The organism is Paenibacillus solani (assembly GCF_050475945.1).
Taxonomy (GTDB): Bacteria; Bacillota; Bacilli; order Paenibacillales; family Paenibacillaceae; genus Paenibacillus_AQ; species Paenibacillus_AQ solani_A.
In genome coordinates this window covers 195,363-218,094 of sequence record NZ_JBCMXJ010000006.1, presented here as the reverse complement: position 1 = coordinate 218,094, position 22,732 = coordinate 195,363, and the positions used below count along the sequence as shown (strand labels likewise).

The window sequence follows — 22,732 nt, the reverse complement described above, 5'->3', positions numbered from 1 at the left end:
TACTTGACAGGGGTATGACCAGTATCGGGGCTTTTCTTAATATAACTACAAAAGCTTAACTTGATATGCTCTGATCCACACTCAGTATCCATGATGTTGCACTTCTTCGTACCAGTCTCGCACATCCCGGCTAAGCCGCTCCACGATTTCGGGGTAATGTTCCGCCAGGTTGGTCCGTTCTCCCGGATCCATCAACAGATCGGACAGATGTACTTCATCGGGAACTATGCGTTCAAAATCGAGTTTCCCGTTCAGTACCAGCTTCCAATTTCCTTCCCGGACAGCCAATTGGCCGTGATACTCCCAGAACAATTGCTTATGCGGTGACGGCTCGCCCATGATGAGCATCTCCTTCAAGCTGCTTCCATCGATCGCTACATCTTGAAGCGGACCCGCTGCCGGGTCAACACCTGCCAGATCGAGAAAAGTTGGTACGATATCCATCATAGCTGCCACCTCATCGCGTACTTGTCCGCCTTCAAATCCTTTCGGCCAGCTCAGTATAGCAGGTTCACGGATTCCACCTTCAAACAGACTTGCTTTATGCCCACGGAAGATGCCTGCACTCCCGCCGTAATATATGTCCTCCGTCCCGTCCAGCCAGTTTCGGCTCTCGGAAGACGGCCCGTTATCGCTGGAGAAGAAGATGACCGTATCCTCGTAACAGTCGGCTTCCTTCAGTGCCTTCACGATCTCACCGACGCCGTCATCCACCGCCGCAATCATGGCCGCCATGACCTGCCGATCCCAGGGCAAATGCGCAAACCGGTCCATATATTCCTTCGGTGCATGCATCGGGTAGTGCGGCGCGTTATACGATGCAAATAAGAAGAACGGAGCGTCCTGCTCCCGGGATCGTTTAATGAAATCAACCGATCGTTCCGTGATCAGCTCGGTCATATACCGTCCGTTCTCCCAAACCTCCGTCTCATTTTCCCACAGATCATGCAGCGGATTGACGCCATGGCCTTGCCCCCAGTAAAAAATATGCGAGTAAAAATCGACGCAGCCTGCCTTAAATCCGAAAAACTCGTCGAATCCATGTGCATTTGGACTGGTCTCTTCGGATATGCCCAGATGCCATTTTCCATACAACGCCGTTCTGTACCCGGCAGGCTTGAGCGCCTTCGCCAACGTCACCTCGTCAGCAGGCAGTCCATGCGAACCGCGCTTTGCCCCCAGAATCTCACTGACTCCCGCTCGGGCCGGATACTTGCCAGTTAATAATGAAGCACGCGAAGGAGAGCAGACCGGGGAATTGGAATACCAATTCGTAAAACGAATACCTTTCTCAGCCAGCTCGTCCAGATGCGGGGTTTTCACGGTGTCCGAACCGTAACAACCAAGGTCTCCATAGCCCAGGTCATCACAATAAATCACGATGAAATTCGGTTGTTTCATAACTTTTTTCACCTCTCCCTGCTCGACTTGTTCCATCCTCATCGTAACCCTTAGATGGACGAATATGGAATGCTCAATTCTTGCAATCATTAAACAATATGTTGCATGATGTCCATAGCAGGAAAAATGCCAGGTATAGCTAGGAGGAGGAAGTATGACAGTACATCAAAAGCTATCCAGAGAAGAGCACTTTAACAACCCAGCTATATTTGAGACTCAACTGGGATTGTGGATATTCAAATCTGGTACACACCCCTTCTTCACCGAAAAAGTAGGCCCCCGGTCCGTCGAATTTTATAGTATACATTTCGTTGCTAGCGGCAAGGTGCGATTTGAATGGGATGGCAGCAGTACCACTCTCTCGGAAGGCGATCTGTTCTGTCTTTTTCCCGGCTCGGTCTATACCTATGTCAAGGACGGCGACCAAACGTTTACTACGATTACCTGGACGGCCTTAATGGGGGAGCAAGTGCCCTCCATATTGAAGCATGTCGGTTTATGTCCGGAGCGTCCCTATCGGCAGCATGCCTTTGGAGAAGATACCCTTGCTGTTATTAAGCACATTCAGAGATTACTCCAGCAGCCACAGTTGGACTCTAGCCTTCAGCTGATGTCACTGGGATTCCAGTTGATTCACAGCATCGATCCGAATCGGGATCAGCACCTCCCCGCTGTTTCGGCTGCTTCCGACTGGCTCGAATCTGTTCTAGGGTATATGAAGCTTCATTGCACGGAGAACCTGTCTGTGGAGGAGCTTGCCTCCTGGGCTGGCGTGCATCGCAGCCACTTCACCCGCGTGTTTACCCGCCGATACGGCATCTCTCCGTCCCGCTACATGCAGCAGTTAATTATGGAGAAGGCGACCCGTCTGTTATCCACTGAAGGAACCAGCATCACGCAGGCTGCTTTATCCCTGGGCTATTCGGATTTGTTTACTTTTTCCCGCGCCTTTACCCGGTATTTCGGCATGACGCCTAGTGCATATGTGAGAGCGAACCGCTCATCATCGATGGGGAGCGAGTAACAGGGAACCACTAAACGATAAACGATATAGGGATCGCCATGAGTTGGCCGACCAGCCATCCAAGCATGACCCGAACCACGCATCGTAGGCACGGGAGCAGTGCGCACGATTTACAGATCCTGCATTAATAATAGAGGCCATCCGATTAGGAATGGCCTCTTGTCTTTTTTGCATTATCTTTTTTCGTTGCTATAAAGAGGACGACCTACTCCACCATCAGATCCCACAGAGTGGTGAACGCGTCCGCTTCCAATTGGAAGAATACAGGCGCATTCGCATATCGCACATATTGACCGCCTTTAAACAATCTTAACTGGACTTCCGTACCATCCTGCAGCTGGATGTACAGAAACCTCTGCTCGCCCGATCCGGTCTCGTAGATCCCTTGATCAAGCAAAACATCCTCAGCAACCGGCTTCGCCTCATATAACGCCTCAACGAAGGATTGCACCGCCGCATCGTCAGCAAGCTCGCGCAGCTTGTTCTCGCCCATATTCCAGCTGTCGAAATCCTGCCATTTGACCGAAGTCATGTTCCCCATCAGATTCAGCTTGCCGATGATATCCTCGCCCTTGGTAACCGTAATCCCGTTCAAATGCTCATACAATTCGGCATAGACCTCACCCTCATGTTCCATATAGGACATGATTCTAAAATCGGCGTCATACCCTTTAACCGAGAAAATGTCCATTTCGCCGATCGTCGAAGCAAGCTCTGTATAATCATCAGCGGTGCTCCATTCGGTAATCCCCGATTTCGATCGTCCGAGCTTGTCACCCCGCAGCTGCTTGGCGATTTCCGGCTTGATTTGTGTACCGGTTTGGGTGTAGATATTGCCTTGATATACAACTAAACCGATCATTTTTGCTTGGACGCCGCTTTCTTTAGGAAGCTCGACCTTTGGAATGATTACCGGATCATGCTCGACCTTGGCTGTCGGTGGCGTATTTTCCTCAATCCCTTGCATTTGCGGATTATAGGTGACAACGGGAGTCTCATCACGGTCCAATATGATCGAAATGACCAAGGCTAGCCCTAGCATGACCGCCATACTCACGCCAACCATCCCCCATCGATTCTTTCTCTTCGTCTGACGCTGATGTTGTTTCATTCCTCTCATGATCCGCTCCCCCAGTCCTTTGTCAGGTTCTATTCGATCTATCAATGATTTATAGTCCTTCCGATTCATCAATCGTCCTCTCCTTCCAAGTCCATACGCAGCAGCTTCCTGCCGCGCTGAAGACGCATCTTGACCGCAGACTCGTTAATCTGCAAAATCCCGGCGATTTCTTTAACGGAATAATCCTCGTAATAAAATAAATGGATGACTGACTTATATTTGAATGGCAGCCGCATGACGTTTTCTATCAGCATCTGTTCAGACGGCTCGTCAAAATAATCATTCATATGCTCCATCTTGGTTACCCGCTTGCACCATAGGCTCCCTCGCATGTTCTTGCACTGGTTCGTAATCACCCGAATGAGCCAAGCCTTCTTATGCTCCTGATCGCTGAATTCAGGCGCTTTATATATCAGCTTCATGAACGTCTCCTGAATGGCTTCTTCGACATCCTGTTTATTTCCAAGGTACACCATCGCTATTTTAAAAAGCATATCGCCATATAATTCATAGGTTTCCGTAATATCTCCGCCCGGCCGGAGCGAATCAATCTGCATCGGTTGTGACCTCCTTTTACCCTTAACACAGTTATGGACGTGGATCGGTCACATTTTGTTTACGGATTTTTTCAAACAACCATAGGTGGCCGCTCCCTCTTGTGATTTGAAGACGCTCCGTGTACGAATCGTTCCTCCCATCGCTGTTGTTCCCAAATTTCTTGGAATGATATAAAGTTTATCGTACGATAAACCAAAAAAACCTCCAATACGCCTATCCTAAAGCTGGATAAACATATCAGAGGTTCTATGTGTACTGCATGAATTGGCAAGTTACATCATCGTTTGCCTGAATCGAACGGCTCCCCTACGGCCTTCGGCGCATTCGAGGATTTGGAGAAAATCACGAGTGCGATCAGCGTAACAATATAAGGGAAGATCTTAAGAACGACGGGCGGGATCACCGCCAGCGACGGGATGACCTGCGACACGTTAGCTACGGTCGTAGCAAACCCGAAGAACAAAGTAGCCAGCAGAATACCGAGCGGCTTCCATTGTCCGAAGATCAAGGAGGCCAGCGCAAGGAAACCGAGACCTGCGACGTTACCCGTAAATTCTCCAGAATATGTCAACAGAATAATCGCTCCCCCAAGCCCGGAAAAAGCACCTGAGATCATGACACCGACATACCGCATGGATTGTACTTTGATACCGGCTGCTTCCGCCGCATGGGGATGCTCACCGCAGGAGCGGAGACGTAAACCAAACGGTGTACGGTACAATATAAAACCACTAGCCAAGAGCAAGAGCAGTACAAGCCATGTGGTGATATACGTTTTGGTGAAGAATAAATCCCCAATAACCGGAATGTCCGACAGCCACGGAATATTAAACGGTCTAAATCCGTTGATGCTGATTTTGCCACTACCCGTAATATTGCGGGCAAGGAAAATCGTCAGCGCTCCTGCGATCATATTAATCGCCGTACCGCTTATAATCTGGTTTGCACTGAGGTTAATGCTCGCAAAGGCATGAAGTAACGAGAATAACGCACTCGCCACAGCTGCAGCCAGCAGACCTACCCATAATACCCACGTTTGGTCGGGATAATGCGCTCGCATCGTGAAGATAACAAAAGCACCGATGAAAGAACCGACAATCATTAAGCCGTCAAGGCCGATATTCACGACCCCGCTTCGTTCACTAAATAACGCACCTAACGCAGTAATCAAAAGCGGGATCGTGTAGGCGATGGCATACGGAAAAATCTGTTCAATCGTTGTCCACATATGTCCTTACTCCCCCTGCTTTTTATTCGCCGCGCGGCGCAGCTTTAATTTTTGGTAGAGACGTTCAATCAAGATGCTCGTTGCCGCGAAATAGATAATAATCGCGATAATCGAATCGGCAATTTCCGGTGGAATCTCTGTCATGGCATTCATAAATCCTCTGCCGGAATAGAGAATCCCGAAGAACAAGGCCGATACGAATACGCCGACAGGGGCATTGATGCCAAGCAAGGCGACGGCAATCCCGTCAAACCCCTGGGTTGGCAGAATGCCAATCTGTATGCTGGAGGCATTCCCCGTATACTGCGCCACACCTGCAAGGCCCGCAAGACCACCCGAGATGAACATCGACAGCACAATGCTGCGGTTAACGGCAATGCCTGCATACTCGGAGGCATGCCGGTTGAAGCCCACGGCCTTCAGCTCATATCCCAGAGTCGTTTTATTAATCAGGAAAGCTACAACCAGAACAGCGATGACCGCAATGAAAAAGCCTAAATTGATATAAGAGCCTTGGAACATATCGCTGAGCCATTGCTGATGCAGCATCGCATTCTCTGGCAGCTGGCGTGATTCGGTCTCCAGGCTGGTCCCTTTGAAATATGCCGGAACGACATAATAAACGGTCCAATAGGCTGTCCAGTTCATCATAATCGTAGACACGACCTCGTGCACATTGTACTTGGCTTTCAAGAAGCCTGGAACCACCGCCCAGAGTGCACCACCGATAAATCCGATAAGGATCATGACCAACAGGAGCAGCGGGCGCGGCAATTCCAGTGACAGGCCGATGGCCGTTGCACAGAAGCCGCCAAACAGCATCTGACCGGCTGCACCGATATTAAACAGGCCGGTACGGAAGGCAAAAGCTACCGACAAGCCGGTAAGAATCAGTGGAGTAGCCGTAGCCAGCGTATTTCCGATCCGCTCCGGGTTCTTAAGCCCACCCTGAATGAGATACTTATACCCTTCTATCGGATTGTGACCGGTCACGGCCATAAGCAAAGCCCCCGCAATGAGTCCAAACAGGACCGCAAGCAACGATTTTACGCTGTTATTCATGTGGAGCCTCCTCCTTCTGATACCCGGCCATCATTAAACCAAGCTCTCTTTCGTTCGTTTCGGAGGTGTTTACAATTCCCACCAATTCGCCATTATTAATAACAGCGATGCGGTCTGACAGGTTCAGCACTTCATCAAGCTCCAGAGAAATTAGCAGCACAGCTTTTCCCTTGTCGCGCTGTTCAATCAGCCGGCGGTGAATGTATTCAATTGAGCCGACATCAAGACCCCGCGTCGGCTGGACAGCGATAAGAAGATCCGGATCGCGTTCAACCTCGCGACCGATAATCGCCTTCTGCTGATTACCGCCCGACATGGAACGCACGATCGACCGGGCGCCTGTGCCGGACCGCACATCAAAGCTCTGGATGATATGCTCTGCGTGCTTGCGGATCGCCTCGGGCTGAAGCAGCCCGTTCTTCGAATAAGGAGGGCGATTATACACCTCAAGAATCAAATTCTCCTCGATAGTATAATCCAGAACCAGTCCTCTTTTTTGGCGGTCTTCAGGAATATGACTGATGCCGCTCTCATTTCGCTTCCGCACAGACAAACCATTTAGCGCCTTACCATTCAGGCTCACGGTTCCACTCTCTATAGGACGAAGACCCGTAATAGCTTCCACCAATTCGGATTGCCCATTTCCGTCGACACCCGCAATGCCCACAATCTCGCCGGCATGCAGATTCAGATTGAACGATTTGACCGCGTCGACTTTTTTACTGTTCTTGACTGTAAGAGACTGGATCTCAAGCACAGCTTTGCCCGGACGGCTCTCCTGCTTATCTACCTTAAAGGAGACGCTGCGGCCTACCATCATTTCGGCCATGGCCTCGCGACTCGTGTCAGCTACCTCTACGGTACCGATCGTCTTTCCGCGGCGGATCACGGTGCAGCGGTTCGCAACCGCTTTAATTTCTTTCAATTTATGGGTGATTAGAATGATGGATTTGCCTTCGTTAACCAGATTCCTCATAATACCCTGCAAATCTTCAATTTCCTGCGGTGTCAGTACCGCGGTGGGCTCGTCAAATATGAGAACTTCCGCATCGCGGTATAACATTTTGAGAATTTCCACCCGCTGCTGCATGCCTACCGAAATATCTTCGATTTTGGCATAGGGATCCACATTCAGGCCGTATTGTTTAGACAACTCCTCGACCCGTTTGGCAGCCGATTTTACATCTATACCAAAGTAAAATTTGCGCGTCTCACTGCCAAGAATAATATTTTCGGTCACGGTAAACGGTTCCACCAATTTAAAGTGCTGGTGCACCATTCCGATGCCGAGCTTATTCGCTACATTCGGATTCGTGATGCGTACTTCCTTGCCGTGAACCTTGATCACGCCACGGTCGGGCTGGTACATGCCGAACAGGATGCTCATCAGGGTGGACTTGCCTGCCCCGTTCTCGCCGAGCAGCGCGTGAATCTCGCCTTTTTTCAGCTTGATTGTAATATCATCATTGGCCACAATCCCCGGAAATTCTTTGCGGATGCCCACCATCTCGACAACATAGTCCATGGTTTAGGGTCCTCTCCTTCTTTTTTGTTGAATATCTACCCTTATTGCATAAATCGAAACCAATATTTGTATAAAGTAACATGAGTGCAATCGCTTGCGCCTATGATACCGTTCAGTACCCGCAGCTTTTTAGCGAAATGCATCCTCACCTTAAAAAAAAGACGGAGGAAATCCGTCTTTTTCTTATTGGTATCGCCGCTTGTCAAAAGCAGGTCTGTTCACGTTATTGCTATCACTCTTTAGAGCGCCAGCTGCTATTACTTGATCAAGTCCTCGCCTTGCTCTGCGGCTACTTTGATTTCGCCACCTTTGATCTTGTTAAACACTTCATCCACTTGCTTAAGAACGTCATCACTCAGATTCGGGTTGTTCTCAGGCAAGCCAACACCGTCATTCGTTGCATCCAGCGTGAGTGTCTGTCCGCCTGGGAATTTGCCTTCAGTTTCAGCTTTGATCATATCGTAAGCTGCATGGTCAATCTTCTTAACGGCCGAAGTCAGAATTACAGATTTATCGCCTTCATAAACGCCATCCTGGTATTGGTCAACGTCTACGCCGACGATCCAAACCTCGGATCCGTTCTGTACACGAGTCTTCGCTTCGTTAATCGCACCAACACCAACACCGCCTGCTGCCGCGAAAATAACATTTACACCGCGGTCATACATTTGAGCCGCCAGTTGGCTTCCTGCTGCAACATCATCAAAAGATCCCTGGTATACAACGTTCTCTTTGTTGATAACCAGCTTCGTGCCAAGATTCTCATTAGCGTAAGCTACGCCCTGCTGGAAGCCCCAGTTGAACTTCTGTACAGGTGGAATTTCCATACCGCCGATGAAACCCGCTTGCCCATCCTTCACATGAAGCGCTGTAGCAACGCCTGCCAGGAAACCGGATTCCTGCTCAGCAAAGTAAATGGAAACGGTATTCTCCTTAACTACCGGAGGTGCATCTGGCTCGCCAGAGTTAGGTGTTCCATCAATAATAACGAACTTAGCATCTGTATATTTGTCCTGGGCCTTAAACACAGCTGTTTCAAACTTAAAGCCTGGTGTTACGATGAACTTAAATCCGGCATCGTACAGGTTTGTGATTTCTTTTGAATAATCTGCCTCTGTCGTTCCGGCTGGCTTCAGGTATTTATATTCCATTTTGAAGTCCTCATTGGCCTTAACGATACCTTCATAAGTCCCTTGGTTAAACGACTTGTCATCGATCGTTCCTGCGTCTGTAACCATCCCTACCTTAAAGTTTGCTTTAGGTGCGTCTCCGCCTGCACCACCGCTTGGTTCTGAAGCAGGTTTAGCACCGCAGCCCGCCAGCATAGTGACAGATAATGCCAGACTGATTAAAGATATGACCCCTTTTTTCATTAAGGATAACCCTCCTAGGTATATATGCCCGAATACTAGATTCGCGCTATATTTACAATATATTAATAAAGTAGGCCCTTTTCAACAAAAATTTGGATGATTCTGTCAAACTGCATCTTCGCCGCGGTGAACCGTGTAAGACAGGCCCCTTCTCTTCTAAGAAGATCTCGTATCCTCTTTGCATCATAAAAGATACTAACCCCGCAGCACGTTATGCATGCGTTATCATCCGTACGATGAATAATTATTCACTTGCGGTTAGGTTTCCTCATGCGATTAAACATAATCAATGCGGCAATAACCATCGCGATATACCCCAAACTGCTTGCCGCATCAGGCGACATGCCAAACAAGGTAGCCAGCGTCGTAACCAAATTATTCGTAAGCATGGCCACCGCTACCAATAGAATCGGACGCCAAATATTATACCTTCTCATTCTTGCAACACCTCCAAGTCGGTTTACAATAGCCAGATTATAATCTCATGCGTTCATTAACGATCAGGTGAATTATACCATGAATAAGTATGCGTTTACATTAATCTCAACTTTCACAGTATGAAATTTCCAGATAATCCTTGATGTGGTTTGGGAGACCTGCAATCCTTTGCTGAAGTTGACTCATACGGTCATCAAGACCGATTCGAAAGCAAAAGCCATGGGCCACAGCGTGGAAATCACGTTGCGTCCATGGCTTTATTTTTACGAAACATAAATTATCATGCATTATGCCGCGACAGAATTTATCACGGAATGCCCTCATCCTAAATCAACAGCATGGAAGTCAGGCCGCATGCCATCGGAATCTGAGCTCGTGCCGGAATAACTCATCACTCCTTTTTATTGTATTCGAATGAAATCTTAACGGGATCCGACATTCCATTCATAGACAGATAGGCGTCGCAGGTTCCCTTTAAATTGCCGGTAAGCTTGATCGTGAATTGGAAACTTCCCGTTTCCGTACTGGTCGTCCAGCCTTCGTACCGAACTTTCCCTTTCGAATCGACTATTTTCAAATTCACTTGGGACCGACTACCGTTCACGACCAGACCGTCGATCGTTAATTTCTTCGCAGCGGCATCCACCACGGCTCTTGCGCCGTCGATTGTAGTGCCACCCCCCGCATGGCCGTCAATGCCGAGAACTTCGATTTCATCAAGGAAGACCCAGACGTTGACCGGGAATTCGACTTTAACGTAGCGGGCAGACACTTTATCGGCTCCCGCTTTCCCCGACACACCATCTGTTATTCCGCTCCACCCCACGAACTCGGCCGAGGCAGCATCCTGTGCCGGTGGCGGAGTAACGGTTGCCAGCGTGCTCCAGGACTCGCCGTCAGATGAAACGGAAAAAGTGACGTTCTGAGGAAAATAGATGCCGGGTCCTTTATCCTGAAGAAAATGGGCTCTAATGGCCCCGATCGATTGGTTGCCGCCCAAATCAAATGTGATGGTGCGGCTTCGTTCGTCAGGGTAATCGCTTCCCGCATGGGCCTGCCACTGCTCGGTGCGGTAATCCGTCCCGCCGAATCGGCCGTCCGTAAGTTCGTTCCCGGAATCGGGATAGTTGCTGTTAGGAGGCAGTGAAACCGTGTAATTTTGGCCAAGAACCAGATTGCTGAGTCCCCCTCCGTCAGACCAGGTTTGAATGAGAACTTGGGCGTAGGAATCAAGCACCGTTGCGGCCGGGACCGAAATCAACCCTTGCGCTTGGACGGCCGGGTCGTGAATGTGCGCGAGAAAATCCTGCATATACTTCACGGCTTCCTTCGGCTTGTTATCGTCCAAAAGAAGCTTGATGGTCTGCAATCGATACAACAACTCATTGCCAAAAGCCGAATTGATTTCGTTCGACGCGACATAACGCTGTACAAGCTCCATCATCGTCTCCGGCGCCGGGCTGCTGTCAATGGCGTACGTTCCGTTCAAATACTGATACAGCCAGTCATACATTAAACGCAAACTTGGATCCTTGCTTACCCCTAAGTTGTAGACTGCATTATTGCCTTGATAGTGAGCTCTGAAGCCATTTTGCATCAGACCGGATCTGACGCCGCTGTCCAAGTATTCGATAAAACGCTGGCGAAGTACGGGATCTGTCAGCATTCCGTCATCAAATTCAACTTCGTTCCCCATTCCGTACCGCTTTGCAGTATTCGTAGCATCGTCCAGACGGTCGGAATCCATTCCGCCGAAGAAATAGTTAGGCTGAAGCGCAGCGGCATCGAACCCTACGTCTTTCCACATAAACATTTTGTAAGCATAGGAGTGTGGAATCCAGAAAACCTTCATGTTCATGGCGTGCACTTTATCCGACACCATGCGAGCGATGTCCGGTCCCGATTCGGATATGTCGATTTGTTCCGGCATCCAGTACATGCCGACAAGCTCAAGATTAGAGTAATTAGCTGCCTGCCATCTTTGCCGGGTCTGGTCAAGCCACCACTGCACCGCTTTTCCTCTGTTTTCAGACGCTTTTTCTTTGCCTACGACAGAGTCGTTGAAATTTAAGGAACCGCTACCGTCAATGTCGCCAAAATTGGTTAAGGATTCCCCTGGATTCGGAATCATTAACACAACCTTGATTTGATGATCGGGCTGTTTCAGCTTGGCCCCAACTTCTTTGGCAGCCTCATTCAACTGCTGCATATCGCCCGTGGCTGCAAATGTTTTATCCAAATACCATTTCCAATCGTCCAGGTTCGTTTGTCCCAGACCGAAATCGCGGCCGGCAGGCGAAGCAATCCCGAGATATAGAACGCCGTCATAAAGCCAATCGACCGGCTCGCCGTCTTTATTTACATAGCTGATATTAGGGATAATCCGTTCCTTCTTCCAATCGCCCAAACCATTCGCGTATTGTCCGTTATACAGCAGATTCAGATTCCGGATCCCGGCCGTAGCTTCCCCCGGCTCCAAAAAACGAGGCTGCTCGGCAGGAACCTTTACCGCACCGTCAACCTTGCCGTCCATACCCATAATTTCGATTTCGTCAATGTATTCCCACTGTGTAGGATGCATAAAAAAGGTCACCTTCACATAACGGGCATAAGCCAGCTCGCCATCCGAATTCCCGCCTTTGATTCCATCCCTGCTGCCATCCCATTCAAAAGTCTCATGTCTGGGCGGTCCTTCTCCCCACAGCAGCTGCGTAGCGTTATGGGAAAGCAGCCCCCAATTTTCCTTATCGTCGGAGACATACATCGATACTGACAGCGGCACGAGAATCGAATTCGCAGGAAAATCCTGAAAGAAATTAGCCGTGATCTTTCCAATTGACTTTTCCTCACCGAGATCGAACACGACTTCGCGAGTCTTTCCGCGCAGATGTCCTACCCATGCCGGGTCGTTCATATCCAATGCGCCGTATGTTCCGTCCGTAAGCTTGTATCCGTCATCGGGATGCGAAGCTTCCGGAGCTTCAGACCATTCATACGGAAGGCCCGCCGCGAGATTGCGGAATTGCCTCTCCTGCACAGCCGAAGATTCTGCCGCTTGATTTTCGTCTTTTGCTTGTGGTGCCTGTTCCGCTGCCTTTTCACCAGCATCCGTCAGTTGATCTAGATCGACCAGTGGATTACCTGAATCATTCCCTGCTCCCATCTGGTCTGCACCTGCCGCCTGCAGGACAGTCACATCCGGAACAAGCGATTTCGCCTGAACCGCAGAGAGCGGAGTCAGTAGTAAAACGGCCGCCATTAAACCGGATAACCATTTTTTATTCAAATTCATCAAGGTCAGCTCCTTTTCTTTATTCTCGAGTACAGAAATATCAAAAACTTTAAACCCTTATTTCTGTTCCGGGTGAACGCTAGATTTTAATCCCCCTTTCGCGAATTCCGCCATAAGCAAGCAGCAAAGCGTATAAGATAGGCTTCCTCCGGAAGAGGAAGCCGTCACCGCCGCATCCAGTGCCGCGGCACAAGTTTCCAGTGGGCAACGGCAGGAGTACAGCGCAGCCAAACACTCCGCACTTCGAGCGATTCTTAGGCATGGATAAGCAAACTTCGGTTTATCAGATTTCTAGTGATTCTGTTCTATTTCGCCTTTGCTGCCAGGAACTCGTCAATTTGCTCTTGCAGTTCCTGCTGAATTTTTTTGAGGGCAGGGCCAGCTTCCGCTTCAAATTTCTTCAATGTATCGTCCGGATCGATAACCCCGTTGAACAGCGCCGTGTAGTATTGCCCATCGACTGTATTGTACTGGCTGACCTCGTTCTGCACCGGGGTACTGTCGAATTCAAAGCCGGCCAAAATATCGGTTGTGAACATGTCGGCATCCTTAAGCACAGCGTTCAACTCCTCATTCTCGCCCTTCACATCGCTCCGCTCATCAACGGGATTCCACAGCCAGACATAGCCGAAAGCAGAGTAGCCAGCTGTATCCAGGGTTTTCATTTTGTCGTCGCCTACCGCTTCCCAATGCTTCCCTTCGATTCCGTAAGAAAGCAGGTCATAGTTTTCCTTCTCATTCGCCCAGTTCAGGAACATAATCGCCCGCTCCTTATTCTTGCTTACCTTCGGAACGGCCAGAAAGTTCCACTGTTTGAAGTCGGTGAAGTTCGCGCCCTTCTCCGGATTAAAGAAAGTGACCGTCTCCAGCTCGCTGTCCGGCACATTGTTCTTTAACGTGTTCTTGAGGGAATCGCCGATGCCGAACGCGCCGTTCGTGACGATTGCCACTTTGCCTGCCGAAATTGGCTGGTGAAAATCTTTCGTCGTCAAAATGTCCTTGAAAATCAGGCCGTCAGTAAACCATTTGCGTGTGTTCGCCAGCCACGTTCCGATCGGCTCCCGATCCTCCAGCAAATTGTAAACTTTGCCGTCATTGTTCTTGTAATAGAGCATCAGGCTGTTGCCCAGGGCGTGGGTCGGTCTGACATGGGTTTCGTAATCGTTCAGCGCATGGTGAGCGACAAATGAATAAGTGCCGGAGCCTGCGGTCATCGGGATGATGCCTTTCTCCTGCTCTTTCACCTTGTAGGCGAAAGCGATCAATTCTTCATATGTCTTGATTGGCGGTACGCCCAGCTTCTCGCGAATGTCTTTGCGCACCATGTAGGAATTGCCGGACATGTAGCTGACGCCAAGCGGAACGGCCATAATTTTGCCGCCGTACTTGTTGTAATCCCACATTTGCTGCGGCCGTTTCTCCAGCACCGTTTGGCCGTACTGGGCCAACAGGTCATCCAGTGGTTCATAGAATCCGTTTGCAATCATCTGATTGATGTGCAGCCATGGCGCATCGAAGATAAGATCGATGTTTTCGCCGGAAGCAAGCGTTACCTGTGTCTTTTGCGCCAGATCGGACCAGGGTACGAAGACGACGTCAAGCTTGACGTTGATCGTATCCTTCATTCGCTTTTCTGCTTCGGCGATGACCAAATCCATATCCGACGGCCGATCGCCGGGAATCATGATTTTCAGGGTCACCTCTTCAAGTTTGGCGTCACCGCCGGCGCTGTCTCCGGTTTGACCCGATGGCCCAGGCGCCTTCCCTTCCCCTTCGTTCTTGCCCGAACAACCGGCAATCGCGACGAGCGCGATCAATAACACAAGCGCGATGGACAATAATCTTTTCATGGTTCCTTCCCCCTGAATCAATAATAGAGAAAACAGACGGATGAGCCGGTTCATAAACAACAGCGGTTGAAAGCTCTAACCGGCCAAACGCCTTCACGCTTGCCGCTCTACCCTTTTACCGAACCAAGCGTCAAACCTTTAATAAAGAAGCGCTGTATGAACGGATAGACGAACACGATCGGGCCGATGGTAACGCAGACGATCGCCAGCTGCATGCCATAGGTCGGCACGACCACGTTGTACTGCGTTTGGCTCCCGCTCACATAAGCCATAACATTCAAGTTGGACATAAGCTGGCGGATCATCATCTGCAGCGGCAGCATTTTGTGATTGTCGATAAACAGCAATGACAAGTACCAGTCGTTCCAATATTGAAGCGCGTAAAACAGGCTCACCGTGGCGATAACAGGCAGCGCAATCGGCCAGATGATGCGAAAGAAAATATAGATATCATTGGCGCCGTCCACAGTCGCAGCTTCATTCAATTCATACGGCAGCGTCCGGTAGTAAGAGACAAGAATGAAGGCATAGAACGGATTAAGCAGATAGGGCAAAATGAGCGCCCACACCGAGTCCTTCAGCTGCAGCCAGTTGGCGATCAGCATGTAAAAGCCGACCAGTCCTGCGCCGAACAGCATCGTCAGGAAGGTTAGAAATGATAAAATATTGCGGTATTTCACTTTCCGGTGGCTCAGCGTGTACGCATAGGCAGCTGTCAAGAGTACGCCCAGCGCCGTGCCGGCGATCGTCACGATAATCGTAATGCCGTAGCTTAGAAACACCTGCTTGCCGGAAAGCAAAAATTTGTACGCATGGAGGCTGAATTTGCTCGGCAGCAACTGGTACCCCGCCGTCTGCAGAAGCGATTCATCGGCGAACGAGTTGATGAACACAATCCAGAACGGAATGAAGCAAAACAGCGCAAAAGCGCCCAGCACTGCGTACATCAAAACAAGAAACAACCGTTCTCTCATAGCGATCACACCTTACATTGTCCGGCGAAAAGGCCTTATGGGGCCGGGTCATTGCCGTTTCGTCGAACCTTTTTAGAATAGTCTTGAATCCGCGTCCACCTTACGCGCGATCGCATTGAAGATCAGAATCGTGACAAGCCCCATGCAGGACTGGTACACGACAACGGCAGCGGACATGCTGAAATTCCCCAGCTGCCTAAGCGCACGAAACGCATACGTATCGATGACATCTGTCGTTGGAAAGAGTATGCCGTTATCTCCAATGATCGCGTAAATCATGCCGAAATCGCCGTAGAAAATACGGCCAATGCCAAGCAGCGCCAATATCATCACGGTCGGCCGCATCAACGGCAGCGTTATGTAGCGCATCTGCTGCATCCGGCTCGCGCCTTCGATTCGGGCGCTCTCGTAATATTCCGAGGAGATGCCCGTAATGACGGCCAAAAAAATAATGGAATTATAACCGGCAATCTTCCAGGCGCTAATGACGGTTAAGATATACGGCCATACGCCAGGCGTCAAATACCAGTCCACTCCTTCGTAGCCAAGGGCGGAAAGCGCGCGGTTAATGAGCCCCTCGGATGTGCTGAATAGCGTCAACGTCATCATGCTGACAACAAGCCAAGAAATGAAATACGGTAAAAAAATAAAAGATTGCGTGATTCGCTTGAACAGCCTGTTACGAATTTCGTTCAGAAAGATAGCCAGCACGACCGCGCTGCCGAGACCGGTTACGAGAAACAGTGCATTCAGGAAAACGGTATTCAGCGTCACCCGCAGCCAGTCTTTCCCATTGAAGAAAAACTCAAAGTTTTTAAATCCGACCCATTCGCTCCCCCATATTCCATCGGATAGCCGGTAATCCTGGAAGGCGAGCAGATGCCCAGCCATGGGCATATACGCAAATACGACCAGAAACGCAATGCCGGGCAGCGCCAGCAAGTATAAATACCGGTTCCGCGACAGCTCGCGTACAAACGACCCGCCGAACCTTCTACGTCGCTCCAAAGAGCGTCCCTCCTTTCTTGTGCGGCTTGCAGGATTCGAACGGAGCCATCGTAGCATTCACGGCTGCGGCTTGCCTAGTTCTCATTGGCCGGATTCGGTTCTCGTGCGGCCGATTCGCGAGCGTTCGGCCGGTTGTTATTGGTCTGGTGAGTTCTCTATCGCCGCCCGCCCCGCCTGCTAATTCGCAGAGTTCCCGGCTATCTGCCGCGTCCGCTCCATCCGCTCGCTCGCCTTACTATCGCGGTATTGGCTTGGCGTCATACCGGTCGCTTTTTTAAATGCAGTGAAAAAGTGGCTTTTCGTCTGAAAACCGGACTGCTCTGCAATTTCGGTGATCTGCATGCTGGTCTGCTCCAGCAACTCCTTAACCTTCCCGAGCCGCTCGTTCAAGATGAAATTCGATAGAGGCATGCCATAATGTTCGTGAAACAGCTGCCGGACGTATTTGGCCGACAAAGCGATATGGTCAGCGATATCGTCTACCGACAGCATCGGGTCATGGGTATGGTAGCGGACGTACTCGATGATTTCCCTAATCAGCTTTTCCTTGCGATTGAATCCTTTTTGATCACTAAGCTGCCGGATCATCCGCCCGATCTCTTCCTTCAACCATCCATGAACATCAGTAAGCGTAGCGAACTGCCTCAAGTGACGCTCAATCCCTTCAACACTCTGGATAGACATCACTTTGCTGAACGACTTGACGATCGCAAACAGAAGCAGTTTCAGTTGGAATTGGCACTCGGTATATTTCATCGTCTGCAGGCGCGTAAACACCTCGTCCAGCATGGCCAGCACCTTCTCCTCTTTGCCGCTGCGAATCGTCTGGATCAAGCTTTCATGCACGGCGGAGTCGATCGGCGCTTGTAAATCGGCATACCGTTCAAAGTCTTGTTCGACGTAGATTTTGTCATCACCGCTGACAAACTTGAATAATGTCAGCTCGTTCATATCGTCGTATACTTTGCGCAAATCGTCATGCACGTGCCGCGCTGCGCTTTCGGCGATCGTCACGTCCAGCTTTACGTAACGCGTGACTTGACGGCTAAGCTCGTTCAGCTTTTTGGTCAACTCAGGATCAGGGGAGGAGCTTGCGGCGCCAACCAGCACGACCAGATGGTCGGTGCCAAAATCGACCACCTCGATCGGCCGTTCAGGTGTCCCAAGTAGTTCCTCTGCGATATTGCCGATGGCATACTTGAGCAGCTTGCGAGAGACGAAATCGTACCGCTCGGATATCTCGTAATAAGAATCGATCTTGATGACAGCCAATCGAAGCCAATCATAGTCAAGCAGGCACGATTCGCGGGCAAGCGCCGCTCTGCCGCTGTCGGTCAGCCGGCCCTGCAGCAGCCATTGCCGCAAATATTCGGTCTTGATCAGCGGATAATGATCGCGAAGCATCACGACGCCCTGCTCGATGACGCCGTAATCGTTCTCCCCCTTTACGCCCAGCTTCCGCTGCAGTTGATCCGCCAGACGGCGAAATGGCCCGACGAAAAGGCGCGAATTCCAATAGGCGACCAGAAGCAGCGCCGCGAGCAGCAAGAGCGAGCAGGCGATGATGACTGTTTTGAATGCCCCGGCCTTTTCACGGAATTGCTTCATTTCAGTGACAGATATAATGGTCCACTCCGGCGATTCCATCCGCGCATAATTGACGAATGCTTTCCCTCCCGTACGGCTTAGCTCAAATGAACCACCCTTCCGTCCCGGCTGAATGTTATCGATGGTCTCCTCGAGACCCTCAGCCCGTTCTCCCAGAATCAAGCTTCCTCGATCATCCACGATCGAGAGCAGTGTATCCGCCCTTCCGTCGCCTATCAAATGCTTCTGCAGCTCCTTCTTGTCAAACAGGACGACAAGATACCCGTCGCGGTTTTTCTGCACAGGAGTCGAAGGAAGCTGAAGCGCCAAATACGAGTTGTTTCCTATCTGGTGATCAAAATAGCGGAGGAAGGTCCCGGGAGTGCGCTCAATTCGCTGCAGCATAGGCTGATCGGCAAATTCCTCAAACGAAAGCAATCCGACTTTGGAGTCGATCACCTCATGTTTGCGAAAGCTAAATAAGTAAGCGGTTTCAATATAAGGTTCATTAGATAGATATTTCGTCAACACCCCCATCGTGCTGGCGTTTTGCAGCAGATTGTCGGCGGAAGCATACATCCAATTTTGCACGGTTTGGTCTTCGTACATGGTCAGGCTGTACCATTTTAACTTAGCCAGGATGTACTCGACCCGCTCTGCCATTTCGTCGATGCGGTCCTGATTGAACGTCCCCACCTGGGAGTATGCGAAATGAGAAAATCGGTTGGCCAGAAACAACGAGAGCGGTATGATGGTAATTGCAAAAAAGATACCGCTTATCACAAAAATGCGCCAGGATGTCGATCTGAACATAGTATCCCCCTGTCCCCCTTCGTCTTTAGGAGTTCTCTTACGACCAATATGTCCTATCATAATGCACCCCTTTTCCGTTTGCCTAGTTCTCATTTGTCCGTCAAGTTCTATTTCTCCGGATTCGCGCTGCAGCACCTACTTTTCTGCCCAAAGAATAAGGGATCTGATGTCCGTCAACCCGCATAACGGCACTCACGAACTGAGCTTTGAAGTATGGTCCATTCATCTGCCTGATGGACCGAAATGGAGGCGTCCCATACAGACGCCGAAGAACGAGAAGCAGCAGTTGCCAGCAGTTTCCAGACATTCGCAGACGCTGCGTCATGCTGCAAGGAGGAATATTCATAATGCTGTTCTTCATTCCAGTTGTGAGCCACTTCCCTCTGCGGAAAGGTAAATACATATCTAGATAACGGATACAGCGTACATAGAAGAACAGCACCCTCCGCTTTATGAGCGAGGGGTGCTGTCTCGATGGTCTTTCACATTCAATAGAAGAAACCGACCATTTGCATCATTTTAACCGTGACAATCAAATTTCATGTCAAATTCCAAAGTTGTGCGCATCTATCTATTCATGCTGTTGGACTCCATTCAACTCAGCTTCTGCCCACAGTTCGGACAGAAGTTCGCCCCTTCATTCTTCGCACCGCAATTCGGGCAGAAATTAGGCTTCTTGCTTCCTTCGGAAGAGGATGAAGACGCTGGTGCTGAAGTCTGCTGTCCAGCCGCTGGATTAGGGTTTGGACTCTGATTCTGATTGTTCTGATTCTGGTTCTGGTTCATATTCTTCATCATTTCATTGGCCATGTTCATTCCCATCATCATGCCGGCCATATCCGAAGCCGCTCCGCCGCCCTTCACTTTGCCGGAAGCGATGCCGTCCGTCATGCTCACCTGCTGGTACTTCTGCAGATTGCCGATCATTTCATGGGAAGCTGTCTTCGTGATCATGTCCTGGATCTCTTGCGGATAATTAAAGCTCATGACCTGGAAGCCGGTAATCGTCATTCCGTTGTCCATGACCTGCATATCCAGATCCTCCTGAATACCCTTCGCAATATCCGAGGCATTCGCCTGCAGATTGAACATATCCTTGCCTTCGCGGCTAATCCACTTCATGAGCAGTTGATCGAGAACCGAAGTAATCCGAATCTTCACGTCCTCAACCAGGTAGCTCTCCTTCATCCCGGCAATCTTATCAATCAGCGTCATATAGTCGGTCACTTTAAAATTGAACGTACCGTTGGCGCGGATCGGCATGCCGCCTGGAAGCTGAGGTGTTGGAATCAGGATCGGACTCTGCGTACCCCAGCGCACAGTGAATTCCTTGGTGTTGACAAACAAAACCTCAACGCGCATGCCGCTGTTAAAACCAAACTTGAAGCCCTTAAGCGTCGACAGGAACGGAATAATATCTGAATCGATATTATAGACCCCTTCCTTCTCAAAAACCCCTTCAATCTTGCCGTTGTTCACAAAGATTGCATCTTGCCCGGAGCGGATGATTAATTTACTGCCTTTCTTAATCTCCCGGTTGCTCCACTTCCAAAAAATCATATCATCTCTAAATTCTTCCCATTCCACTACATTGGAGAATTGATTCTTAAAAAATCCCATCTATTCCATCATCCTTTCAGTTAGAATTTACCGCTGCTGCTGCTGTGCGAATGACCGCCTCTAGTGACTCCGCCACCGCTGCCACCGCCCGAGCCGCTGCCCGTATTGCGCTCAATCTTCCGCTTGGTTACCGTTGTACGAATGTAACGGTCCTGCTGATCCAGTATTCCCGAGGTGCTATTATCCGCATAGGTCCGACTGTTGACCGTCACCCGGCCGCCGGAACGGTAAGCCATAATCCCTACGGCAACAGCGCCGATGGCTACGGCAGTACCCAGTTGAAACCAAATATTAAACAGAATATTATCGGGGTTCTTGCCAGGTTCAAAGCCCATATAGCGATGTGCGGTTTTGATGTATTTTTCAAAAGCCTGTTTATAATCGCCTCTCGACAAAGCTGGCGTAATCTTGCTGCGTATTTTAGTCAGTCTATCGGAATCGAGATACTTCTTCGCTTTGTAATAGCCTTCTAGATGTACGAAACGATCACCGTCACTAGAATCCATTACAATGGTCAAAATAACGGTATTGCCATGCGGCTTATCATACCCGGGGGCATACTCGTCATAGAAGTCTTCCGTCCATTGCTCATAGTCGTCATTTTCGACACGATCAACCGTCAGGATCATAAAGTCCATTTCGCGCTCCGCACCATACTTATTGGCCATGGCATTCAATTCATTGCGTTCTTCCGAACTAAGCAAATTCGCATCATCAAAAATCAATTGCTTGTCGCCATCAGCATTTACGATCCCGATGGGCATGATCCAGCATACAGTTAATAAGAATAAGACCATCCATAATGCATATCGTCTTTTCACAGGAATCCTCCCCCCATCATCCAGGAGATCAGCTTCAATGACAGCAAGGAGACGCCCGAAATGCCTGCAAACCATGCAGCTACCTTCGCTTTGCTGATCGGCGGCTTGCCGACCACCTTCCCTGTCTGACCATTCATCGCAAAGGTATGCTCCATTTTATTGTAATCATAGTGGACCATCCAGACCGGGAGCAAGACATAATCCGCTTGTTTTAATGTAGTATCGATCTGTTTATTCGTGAAATTTACGGTCGTATACCCTGACACCGCAGAGGAGATATAGGAATCAATGTAAGATTGAATCTTATCCTTCGCCCGTGGATATAGCTGTTCGTCATTGTAACTGTATTTCTCCGCAATATAACCAGCCAGATACGGCGTCTTAAAATCCTTCAACTGCTGGTAGGGAAACGGCTCCAGTTTATCCATCACTTCGTCATTCATCTTCTCCGAAGCATCGATCGGTACCTTCACATAATTCAAACGAATCTTTCGGTAGATATCGAAGTGCTGTGTCTCCGTATATTCATAATCGCCCCGAGTATAGGTTCTGACCTTGGTGCCATGACCATGAACCTCCACCCGATTATGTAAATCATAGAGCCAGAAGGGCACATACATCCCGGTAATTCCCTTGATCCGGTCTGCTGTCATGAAGTCGCTTGGCGTCAAAAGGCCGTTTCTGCACCATTTCTTGAAAGCCTGTATGGCTTCTTCCTTGGTAATTGAAAAGGGGATAACCATCGCGGGAGCTAGTTCTCCGCTTAGCCGATCACTCAGTACAACAGCAGATCCGCAGAAGCTGCAAGTCGTAGCGCTCGTCTCCGGATCGGTCACGAGAACGGCCCCGCAGCTGGTGCAATGATACTCCTTCACTTCGTCTTCTATAAACACCTGCTGCTTCAGCGGGTCTGGAATTTCCTCGATATTATCGGTTCTGCCGCAGCTTGGGCAAGACAGTTTTCCTGTATTGCCGTCAAAAACCATGCTGCTGCCGCAGTTTGGACATTTATATTCAATAACCGGCATTCAATCACCT

General features: G+C 49.7%; 18 protein-coding genes. 1 reads left to right on the top strand and 17 read right to left on the bottom strand.

Going from position 1 to position 22,732, the window contains the following annotated elements:
* Nucleotides 1-81 precede the first annotated feature (81 nt).
* A complete protein-coding gene (locus ABEQ74_RS08170) occupies nucleotides 82-1,401 on the bottom strand; it encodes a sulfatase-like hydrolase/transferase (RefSeq protein ID WP_430121306.1) in 1,320 nt (439 codons plus the stop codon).
* Between the two features lie 154 nt (nucleotides 1,402-1,555).
* Here ABEQ74_RS08170 and ABEQ74_RS08165 point away from each other — a divergent pair, with 154 nt between their 5' ends.
* Nucleotides 1,556-2,425 carry a helix-turn-helix domain-containing protein gene (locus ABEQ74_RS08165; RefSeq protein ID WP_430121304.1) on the top strand — a complete coding sequence of 290 codons (870 nt, stop codon included), beginning with the start codon at nucleotides 1,556-1,558 and terminating at the stop codon, nucleotides 2,423-2,425.
* A gap of 205 nt (nucleotides 2,426-2,630) precedes the next feature.
* Here the strand turns inward: ABEQ74_RS08165 and ABEQ74_RS08160 are convergent, their stop codons facing one another.
* The 16 genes from ABEQ74_RS08160 to ABEQ74_RS08085 all read right to left on the bottom strand — a co-directional run bounded on the left by ABEQ74_RS08160 (nucleotide 2,631) and on the right by ABEQ74_RS08085 (nucleotide 22,722).
* Complete coding sequence (locus ABEQ74_RS08160; protein ID WP_430121302.1) at nucleotides 2,631-3,614, bottom strand: hypothetical protein; 984 nt, start codon at nucleotides 3,612-3,614, stop codon at nucleotides 2,631-2,633.
* Nucleotides 3,614-4,102, bottom strand: a complete 489-nt coding sequence (locus tag ABEQ74_RS08155) for an RNA polymerase sigma factor (RefSeq protein WP_430121300.1) — start codon at nucleotides 4,100-4,102, stop codon at nucleotides 3,614-3,616. Before ABEQ74_RS08155 ends, ABEQ74_RS08160 begins: the two co-directional genes overlap by 1 nt.
* A gap of 278 nt (nucleotides 4,103-4,380) precedes the next feature.
* Entirely contained in the window at nucleotides 4,381-5,331 is a 951-nt protein-coding gene (locus ABEQ74_RS08150) for an ABC transporter permease (protein ID WP_430121298.1), read from the bottom strand.
* Between the two features lie 6 nt (nucleotides 5,332-5,337).
* Nucleotides 5,338-6,393, bottom strand: coding sequence for an ABC transporter permease (locus tag ABEQ74_RS08145; protein WP_430121296.1), 1,056 nt, complete (start codon nucleotides 6,391-6,393; stop codon nucleotides 5,338-5,340).
* Nucleotides 6,386-7,918: an ABC transporter ATP-binding protein gene (locus ABEQ74_RS08140; RefSeq protein WP_430121294.1), complete on the bottom strand. Its 1,533-nt coding sequence runs from the start codon at nucleotides 7,916-7,918 to the stop codon at nucleotides 6,386-6,388. Before ABEQ74_RS08140 ends, ABEQ74_RS08145 begins: the two co-directional genes overlap by 8 nt.
* A gap of 257 nt (nucleotides 7,919-8,175) precedes the next feature.
* Nucleotides 8,176-9,291, bottom strand: coding sequence for a BMP family lipoprotein (locus tag ABEQ74_RS08135; protein ID WP_430121292.1), 1,116 nt, complete (start codon nucleotides 9,289-9,291; stop codon nucleotides 8,176-8,178).
* A 248-nt stretch (nucleotides 9,292-9,539) separates the two neighbouring features.
* Nucleotides 9,540-9,728, bottom strand: a complete 189-nt coding sequence (locus ABEQ74_RS08130; protein WP_053490358.1) for a hypothetical protein — start codon at nucleotides 9,726-9,728, stop codon at nucleotides 9,540-9,542.
* Nucleotides 9,729-10,120: 392 nt separating this feature from the next.
* Nucleotides 10,121-13,021, bottom strand: coding sequence for a DUF4855 domain-containing protein (locus tag ABEQ74_RS08125; RefSeq protein WP_430121289.1), 2,901 nt, complete (start codon nucleotides 13,019-13,021; stop codon nucleotides 10,121-10,123).
* 305 nt (nucleotides 13,022-13,326) lie between these two features.
* Complete coding sequence (locus ABEQ74_RS08120) at nucleotides 13,327-14,871, bottom strand: extracellular solute-binding protein (protein ID WP_430121287.1); 1,545 nt, start codon at nucleotides 14,869-14,871, stop codon at nucleotides 13,327-13,329.
* Nucleotides 14,872-14,978: 107 nt separating this feature from the next.
* Nucleotides 14,979-15,845: a carbohydrate ABC transporter permease gene (locus ABEQ74_RS08115; protein WP_430121284.1), complete on the bottom strand. Its 867-nt coding sequence runs from the start codon at nucleotides 15,843-15,845 to the stop codon at nucleotides 14,979-14,981.
* A gap of 72 nt (nucleotides 15,846-15,917) precedes the next feature.
* Nucleotides 15,918-16,853: an ABC transporter permease gene (locus ABEQ74_RS08110; protein WP_430121281.1), complete on the bottom strand. Its 936-nt coding sequence runs from the start codon at nucleotides 16,851-16,853 to the stop codon at nucleotides 15,918-15,920.
* A 177-nt stretch (nucleotides 16,854-17,030) separates the two neighbouring features.
* Nucleotides 17,031-19,253, bottom strand: a complete 2,223-nt coding sequence (locus ABEQ74_RS08105; protein WP_430121279.1) for an AraC family transcriptional regulator — start codon at nucleotides 19,251-19,253, stop codon at nucleotides 17,031-17,033.
* Between the two features lie 173 nt (nucleotides 19,254-19,426).
* Entirely contained in the window at nucleotides 19,427-19,630 is a 204-nt protein-coding gene (locus tag ABEQ74_RS08100) for a hypothetical protein (protein WP_430121277.1), read from the bottom strand.
* A 217-nt stretch (nucleotides 19,631-19,847) separates the two neighbouring features.
* A complete protein-coding gene (locus ABEQ74_RS08095) occupies nucleotides 19,848-20,873 on the bottom strand; it encodes an SPFH domain-containing protein (RefSeq protein ID WP_430121275.1) in 1,026 nt (341 codons plus the stop codon).
* A 20-nt stretch (nucleotides 20,874-20,893) separates the two neighbouring features.
* Nucleotides 20,894-21,694: a TPM domain-containing protein gene (locus tag ABEQ74_RS08090; RefSeq protein ID WP_430121273.1), complete on the bottom strand. Its 801-nt coding sequence runs from the start codon at nucleotides 21,692-21,694 to the stop codon at nucleotides 20,894-20,896.
* The gene (locus ABEQ74_RS08085) at nucleotides 21,691-22,722 is read right to left on the bottom strand and encodes a TFIIB-type zinc ribbon-containing protein (protein ID WP_430121271.1); all 1,032 of its coding nucleotides are present in this window, start codon (nucleotides 22,720-22,722) and stop codon (nucleotides 21,691-21,693) included. The genes ABEQ74_RS08090 and ABEQ74_RS08085 overlap by 4 nt, the downstream gene beginning before the upstream one ends.
* Between the last annotated feature and the right edge of the window lie 10 nt (nucleotides 22,723-22,732).